7 protein-coding genes and 1 tRNA gene are annotated in these 7,133 nt (G+C 54.5%); all 8 read right to left on the bottom strand.

Annotated elements, in window-relative coordinates; all coding sequences use genetic code 11:
* Positions 1-219 precede the first annotated feature (219 nt).
* The 8 genes from HMPREF1508_RS00530 to HMPREF1508_RS00495 all read right to left on the bottom strand — a co-directional run bounded on the left by HMPREF1508_RS00530 (position 220) and on the right by HMPREF1508_RS00495 (position 7,128).
* Positions 220-292, bottom strand: a tRNA-Gly gene (locus HMPREF1508_RS00530).
* Between the two features lie 75 nt (positions 293-367).
* Entirely contained in the window at positions 368-625 is a 258-nt protein-coding gene (locus HMPREF1508_RS00525; RefSeq protein ID WP_044958451.1) for a hypothetical protein, read from the bottom strand.
* A gap of 209 nt (positions 626-834) precedes the next feature.
* Positions 835-1,287, bottom strand: coding sequence for a hypothetical protein (locus HMPREF1508_RS00520; protein ID WP_044958450.1), 453 nt, complete (start codon positions 1,285-1,287; stop codon positions 835-837).
* Between the two features lie 12 nt (positions 1,288-1,299).
* Positions 1,300-2,802 (bottom strand): AAA family ATPase, encoded by a 1,503-nt coding sequence (locus HMPREF1508_RS00515; protein ID WP_044958449.1) that lies wholly within the window; start codon positions 2,800-2,802, stop codon positions 1,300-1,302.
* Between the two features lie 64 nt (positions 2,803-2,866).
* Positions 2,867-3,640, bottom strand: coding sequence for a hypothetical protein (locus HMPREF1508_RS00510; RefSeq protein WP_044958447.1), 774 nt, complete (start codon positions 3,638-3,640; stop codon positions 2,867-2,869).
* Between the two features lie 61 nt (positions 3,641-3,701).
* On the bottom strand, positions 3,702-4,871 hold the full coding sequence (gene ftsZ, locus HMPREF1508_RS00505) for a cell division protein FtsZ (RefSeq protein ID WP_006906451.1): 1,170 nt from the start codon (positions 4,869-4,871) through the stop codon (positions 3,702-3,704).
* A gap of 167 nt (positions 4,872-5,038) precedes the next feature.
* Positions 5,039-5,929 (bottom strand): cell division protein FtsQ/DivIB, encoded by an 891-nt coding sequence (locus tag HMPREF1508_RS00500; RefSeq protein WP_044958443.1) that lies wholly within the window; start codon positions 5,927-5,929, stop codon positions 5,039-5,041.
* 17 nt (positions 5,930-5,946) lie between these two features.
* Positions 5,947-7,128, bottom strand: a complete 1,182-nt coding sequence (locus HMPREF1508_RS00495; RefSeq protein WP_049906776.1) for an FtsW/RodA/SpoVE family cell cycle protein — start codon at positions 7,126-7,128, stop codon at positions 5,947-5,949.
* Positions 7,129-7,133: the final 5 nt, after the last annotated feature.

Below are 7,133 nucleotides of genomic sequence, written 5' to 3'. Positions count from 1 at the left end.
TTCGAGTGCAAAGTGCACTCGAATCATGAGAAAGAAGCCGCCCCTAAAGAGACTCCTCCGTCCTACAGGAGCGCGAGACGGCCCGCGGCGTCCGGTGGACGCCACGACTGCGGGCCGACCGAGCCGGCAGGCGAGACCTCGAACCTTCGAGTGCAAAGTGCACTCGAATAATGAGGAAGAAGCCGTCCCTAAAGGGGACGACTTCTTCCTCATTACCCGAGCGCGAGACGGGACTCGAACCCGCGGCCTCGACCTTGGCAAGGTCGCGCTCCACCAACTGAGCCACTCGCGCATATTGCCGCTTCTATCAGCGACAAGAAATATAGTATCCAAGATAGACCGGACTGTCAAGCCGCAATCACAGTACCTACTTGCTCTCCTGCCCCGCAGTCACACTGGACAGATAATTGCTGATCTCGGACAGGTCAACCACCGTCGACTTCATATGCGTCTTCTGATAGGCCTGATAGCGCTGATAGCCGTAGAAACCGCCGCCGCCGACAATCGCGAACAGAATCAGGACCGTTGCCAGCAGCCCCAAAATACGCCTGCGCCGCCTGACCTTCAGCGTCTTCTTGATGTTGCGCTTCGCCTCCTTATTGCGATCTACTTTCTCCTGACTCATCTTTCACCCCTGTCATTTGTCATAGCGTCTTGTCTGCTTGAGGAGAGCTCCTCGCACGCTCTTGTCTTCACTCAATGAAACCATTCTAATCCAAAGATTCCTCTCAGACAAGTCCGCTCAAACCCACTCTGTTATATACAGCCCAAATCCACTTCACTGGACAGGCCGCCCGACTCTATGCTCTTTCATTAGCTTTTTATGCGCCTGCCCTATTTGATCCTCAGAATCCTGACGAGCATAAGAACCAGGGGCAGAGTAATCGCCAGCAGGAAAAGGAAGAGATAGGCTCTCCCGAGAGGCTGCTGTCCAAGAGCTCTGTGAAGCATCCACCAGAGCAGGAGCGTCACCGCTAATTTAATTCCGGACAGAGTCTGCCCTACAATCCGGCCGACATCCGTCTCCTCTGAGGAAAGCCCCTGCTGCATACGAAAGAGTCTGGGAAAGAGATCAGCCAAAAGAAGAAAGAGTGTCAGGGCCCACATCATAAGGGCAAGAACCAGAAGGGTAGATTTCTTCCCAGGCTCCCCAAGGCTTCCATCCAGGGAATACCTACTGATGATCTGCGCCGGCAGGCCGCCGTAGCGGATCGCCAGTTCCATCGTAGCCCCCAGAAGGCAAATAAAATTGACAAGATTCAAGACTTTTGCAAGTGACCACTTCATGGTCCAGCTCCTTTAATCTCCCAGCAGGGAGGCAATATCCTTTGCGTCAAAGCAAACGGATTTGACCCCCTTTGTCTCAATGCGATAGAGGGCATTGGCCGCCAGATGCTCCGCCGCCTGCTCCAGGTCACGAACTCCCGGCGCGTTTGCGTAGGCAGCAATGATCCGGTCCACACCCTCATCGCTTATGGTCAGTTCATCCTCTGTCATGGCCATGCGTCTTAAGACCTTTGGAAGGGAAAAATCCCTGAAGATGATCTTCTTCTCCTCCGGCGTGTAGTCGGGAATATCGATCAGGGCGAAACGCGTCATCAGAGGCTCTGAAATCCTGCTCTTATCATTGGCCGTCGCAATCGGATAGACTCCCGTGGTCGGAATCGTGCACTCCATATAATTATCTGTAAAGCCGAGATTGTCCAGGAGGGTCAAAAGGGCGTCCGCCGGATTGCTCCCTCCGCCGGCCTCTGCCTTGTCCAGCTCATTGATGATAAAGACCAGATTGGACGCCTGGGCCTGAGAGAAGGCCTCCATGATGCGGCCGGGCTTGGCGTTGGCATAGACGCGGGGAGAACCGGTTAAAGCCTCCGGGTCGGAAATGGTAGACATATCCAAAGAAGTCCAGGGCAGAGCCAGAATCCGGGCGACCGCATAGGCGATCTGGGACTTGCCGACTCCGGCCGGACCGGCCAGAAGAAGACCGTAGGCGGGCAGGGTATGGGTTCGGTTGATCTGAATGACTGTCTCAATAATTCTCTGCTTGACCCTCTCCATACCGTAGAGATTCTCATCTAAAATAGCTCTGGCCCTGATGGGATCAATGGGCGGAAAATAGTCGCTCTCCCAGCTGATTCCAAGCATAATTGAGAGAGCCCTCTGGGCATGGCGTCTCTCCTCCTGACTGATCGCATGGCTGCGGGTCATGGACAGATTGCGCCAGGCCCAGCCGCGGATATTGACAGGCAAGGCATTGCCGGCAACACGCAGATAGTTCTCAATTGTAGTCAGATCCGTCAGCCGCGGTTCCTCGGAGATCTCATCGTCCATGTCCGGCCTGGCTTTACAGGGGGGATCCGATGCCAGAAGACGCCCGATCGCCAGCTGAAGGAATGCGTCCTCAGAGGACAATCGATGCCTGCCTGTCGCGTCCACCGCGTGCATCCGATAGACAGCGTATCCCTCCTCGGTCTGTGCCCCGGACAGGCGAACCTGGCTCTTGTTCTCTCCCAGCCACTTGATCAGGTCCTCAAAACGAGAATCCAGGCGCAGGATATCGGCAAAGAGCTGGTCTGAGGACTTACCGAAGCAAAAGGCCATCCTGCCCTTTGGATTGATGAATATTCCGGATGTGTGATGAACCATGGTTCTGGCCGAATCCCGAAGAAGCATGATGGGATGCTCCGGATCCGCCGATCCACTGTCAGAATCAAAAAGCTGGCAGGTCACAGCAGGCTCATCCGCCGCGGCAGCCTTCTGATCTCTGCCCTCATCTGAGAACTCAAATACTCTGGATGACATATTTCCTCATTTCAGTGCCTGGTCAAACAGCTTGGCTCAGCGCCCGGTCGCACAGCTTGGCAGGTCAGCCGCGAGATGCCCCCTCGTCTCTCTTTCCCCGAGACCTGGCTCTTCTTAGCTTAGGCTTCCTGCGAAAGATCAACCGGGAGGGCCAGGGAAATTCCCTCTTCTTTGCCACTTCTCCTGCTGACAAACTTCCCTTTAGCTCCAGATAAAGATAGGCGTAATATGGGATCCGCCGGTCGCAAACCTCGATCCTCTCCTCTGACCCCTCATCCGGGACAGCTTCCTCTGCCTTTGTCTCCCCGGTTCCCGCGGGGTCTGCCCCCTCATTTAAGGCAACTTCCCCATCCTTTGTCTCCCCGGTTCCCGCAGAAGCTGTCCTCTGCGTCCCCCGGGCTGCGGACTCATTTCCTCGTCCTCCGGCGGCCTGACCGGGATTTTTCTCCCAGTCAAAGACCCTGTCTTCTCTCAGGCGGATCTGTTTAAATGCTCCCCCTCCCAAAAAGACCTCCATGCGCTTGATGATCTCCCGGTCCTGCCAGCCTTCCACCATCTCTTCATCCGACGTCTTCAGCTCTCCGACAGGTCCGCCGTCCACGAGAACCTGGCCTCCCTGAAGCTGGACATGTTCCCCCCGGACAACAAAGTATTTGCGCAGGTTGCTTCCGGGGACATAATACTCCCTCACTTCCTCCTCCGGCAGATAGTAATCCTCGTTAATCGCCAGATAGTCATAGAAATGATCCCTGTACCGTTCGAGATCAATCAAATCCAGAATATAAGCACTCTCAGGAGCGGATTCTTCTGGACGCTCTGTTTTCTTTCGTTCAAACATACATCTTCTACCGAAAGAGGGTCTCCCGAAGGAGACCCTCTTCATCATGACAAAACCCGTTTTATTTTCTGCTTCTGAGGAAATCCGGAATCTTGATGTCCTCCTCCTTGACGGTAGGCCTGACCGGGCTGGGCTGAGCCAGTCCGTTCAAGGCGGGAGCCTTTGGCGCCGCTGTCTGTGCCTTGGGCTTGGTAAAGCTCGGGGCCGACAGCTGCTGGGCCTGCGCCGTTGCCGCCTGCTTCTTCCTCTCCTCGCTAAGAGACACACGGTCATTGGTCTCAGATTCCAGAAGACCGGTTGCGATCACGGTAATCTGACACTCATCCGTCATGGACGAATCAATGCGGGCGCCAAAGATAACATTGGTGTCCTCGCCGGTGAGATCTTCCACATAAGAAGCCGCGTTGGTGGCATCCTGCAGTGTGATATCGCCGCAGATATTGATGATGACATCGGAGGCTCCATCGATCTTGGTCTCGAGCAGGGGAGACTCAACGGCAATACGAACCGCCTCGAGCGCCTTCTCATCCCCCTTGGCCTGACCAATTCCGATATGGGCCATGCCCTTGTTCTCCATAACGGTGCGAACATCGCCGAAGTCCAGATTGATCTCGCCGGGCAGCTTGATCAGATCAGTGATCCCCTGTACTGCCTCCTGCAGGACCTGATCCGCCATCTCCATCGCGTCAGAGAAGGAGGTCTTGTGATCCGTAATCTGGTTGAGCTTCTCATTGGGAATTACGATCAGCGTGTCCACGTTCTCCTGCAGGTTCTCAATACCGGTGAGCGCTTTCACCATACGGGACTTGGCCTCAAAGAGGAAGGGCTTGGTCACAACTCCGACGGTCAAAATCCCCTGGTCCTTGGCCAGCTTGGCGATCACAGGAGCCGCCCCTGTACCGGTGCCGCCGCCCATACCGCAGGTGACAAATACCATATCGGCTCCCTTGATGGCGTTGGCCAGTTCCTCCGCGGTCTCTTCCGCGGCCTTCTGGCCGATTTCAGGCTTGGCGCCGGCGCCAAGACCCTTGGTCAGCTTCTCTCCAATTTGAATCAGGGTGGGGGCCTGGCAGAGATTCAATGCCTGGCTGTCCGTGTTCACACCGACAAAGTCGACGCCGGTGACATTGGCGCGAACCATGCGGCTGACTGCATTGTTACCTGCTCCGCCGACACCCACAACAATAATCTTAGCCTTGAACTCAGACTCGTTGGTTGTAATCTCTAACACGGTGTATCCTCCTGTTATATCCCTGTATTTCCCGACTTAAGACTCTTATGGTCCTCTCTGCTCTTTTGTTTCACTTTCTCATCGCCCGAGGATTCGATCTATCCTCTGCCAAACGATAAAAACTGACATCATCTATAATACATTTTTTGTCCATACGACACAAGTTTTTAATTGCTCTTCTTGGTCTCTTCCTTCGAATTACCCTCCTTCGAATTCTTCGAATTCTTCGAATCCGCCTGATTACTCTCCTTCTGCTGCTGCGCCTCCTTTTCCATCTGTGCCTGATCCTTCTCGAAGATGACATCCGTATTATCCGGAGTCCAGTTCTCCAGATGCAGCGTCCCGCTCATATCCTCGATCTTATCCAGCAGATAGGGTACCCTTTTTAACTTGTCTCTCAGATTGGTCTTGGACCCGAGACTGATGTTCAGGTTCTTGCAGCTGACCTGGACTGTTCCGTTTTCTCCCAGCTTCAGATCGCTGATGGCAATGGATTTGTCCGCGAAAAACTGATAGATCGACAGGACACTCTCCCGGTCCGCCTTATCCTGGATTGGAATGATGTCTCCTTTTTTCGCCTTCTCTGCTGAAATCCCGCTGAGAGACGGCAAACCGTCGACCACAAGTGAAGAGACGTCCGTCACCTGTCCCTTCGCGTTGAAGTAGGCTCGGTTTGTCCCGTCAGCCAAAAGATAATAGCCGGTCATCGGAGTCTGCCTGATCTCAATGGTAATCTGCCCCGCGGAGCGAAAGCGGATTCTGGCCGAGTCAATGAAGGGGATATTCTTTTTTGGAAGCAGGGCATTTTTCAGGAAGGCATAGACCGTGTTCCTGCGGCTCAGCTTATCATCTAAGATTCGGTCGATCACCTCCTCCTGGCTGTAGATGGCTGTACCCTCTACACTGACCGAGGTCTCCTTACAGATCAGCGCGATCAGCAGGATTGCCAGGATCAGCAGGCCCAGAAGAAGCAGAAGTCCCCTGCGCAGATAAAAGCGGATCAGGTTCTTTTTCTGGCGCTCTTTGCGATTGCTCTCTTTGTCCGGATCATGCAGCATCTCCAACACTCCTCACCTCAAACCTGGTCCAGTCCCGGGCCTGTATTCTTCGACACACTCAGGGCAATTCCCATCTCTATCATAGTCATCAGCAGGGCGGATCCCCCGTAGCTGACAAAAGGCAGGGTGACGCCGGTATTTGGCATGCTGTTGGTCACAACCGCGATATTCATTAGCACCTGCAGACCCATGTGAACAGCGATGCCGATCACGAGAAAAGACCCGAACAGATCCTTGCAGTACATGGCGATCATGGTCAGGCGCCAGATCAGAACCAGGTAGAGAATGATCAGAATCACCGCGCCGAAGATCCCCAGCTCCTCTGTAATGACAGAGAAGATCATATCGTTCTGGGCCTCAGGGATGAACTGCTTTTGCATGCTCTCTCCCAGCCCCTTGCCGAAGAGTCCCCCGGAGCCGATGGCGTAGAGGGCCTGCATGGTCTGGTATCCCTTGTCGGACGCGTCCAGCTCCGGATGCAGCCAGACCCGGATTCTGGCCAGACGATAGGCTCCGCCGAAGACAACTCCGGCTGTCCCAAGGCCGAGTCCGATCAATCCCGCGTAGAAGAAGGCCCTGCGCTCCCGGCTTGCGATCAGAAGCATGAAAAATACGATCCCGACAACGATAATGGATGTGGACATATTCTCCTTTAGAATCGGCGCCGCCAGAGCCAGCTGGGCCAAGGAGAACAAGACCAGTCCCTTCCACTGATTCACCAGACGAGGATGCAGGGAAATCAGGCCTGCCGTCAGAATAATCACTGCTGTCTTGGCGATCTCAGAAGGCTGAACGCTCACAGGTCCCAGGCGAAGCCAGCGAGTTGACCCGTTAGCGGAGCGGCCGAAGACTAAGAGAAGCAGGGTTCCTCCCCAGGCCAGAATATAGATCGGCCACCTCAGGCCGCAGAGCTTGTGATAATCCATACGGGCCAGAGCAAACATGGCTGCCAGGCCCAGTATCGCGAAAGAACCCTGGCGAATCAGATAGTGAAAGGAGTGACCGTAGGTCATATAGGAGCTGTAGGAGGATGTCGAGTAAAGCATGAGAAAGCCAAATCCCATGAGCAGGATCAGAAGCAGAACCAGGGTATAGTCCACATAACTCGACGCCCTTCGCTTCGACAGCTCCCTGCTGATGATCTTATCCTGTTTTCTGAAGAAGCGGCTCCGCTTCCTTTCGGCGGTTCGTGTTGACATGCGGT

This window comes from Shuttleworthella sp. MSX8B, from assembly GCF_000524295.1.
GTDB lineage: Bacteria > Bacillota > Clostridia > Lachnospirales > Lachnospiraceae > Shuttleworthia > Shuttleworthia satelles.
Note: the sequence above shows the minus strand (reverse complement) of the source record. Positions and strands in the feature narration are given on the sequence as shown.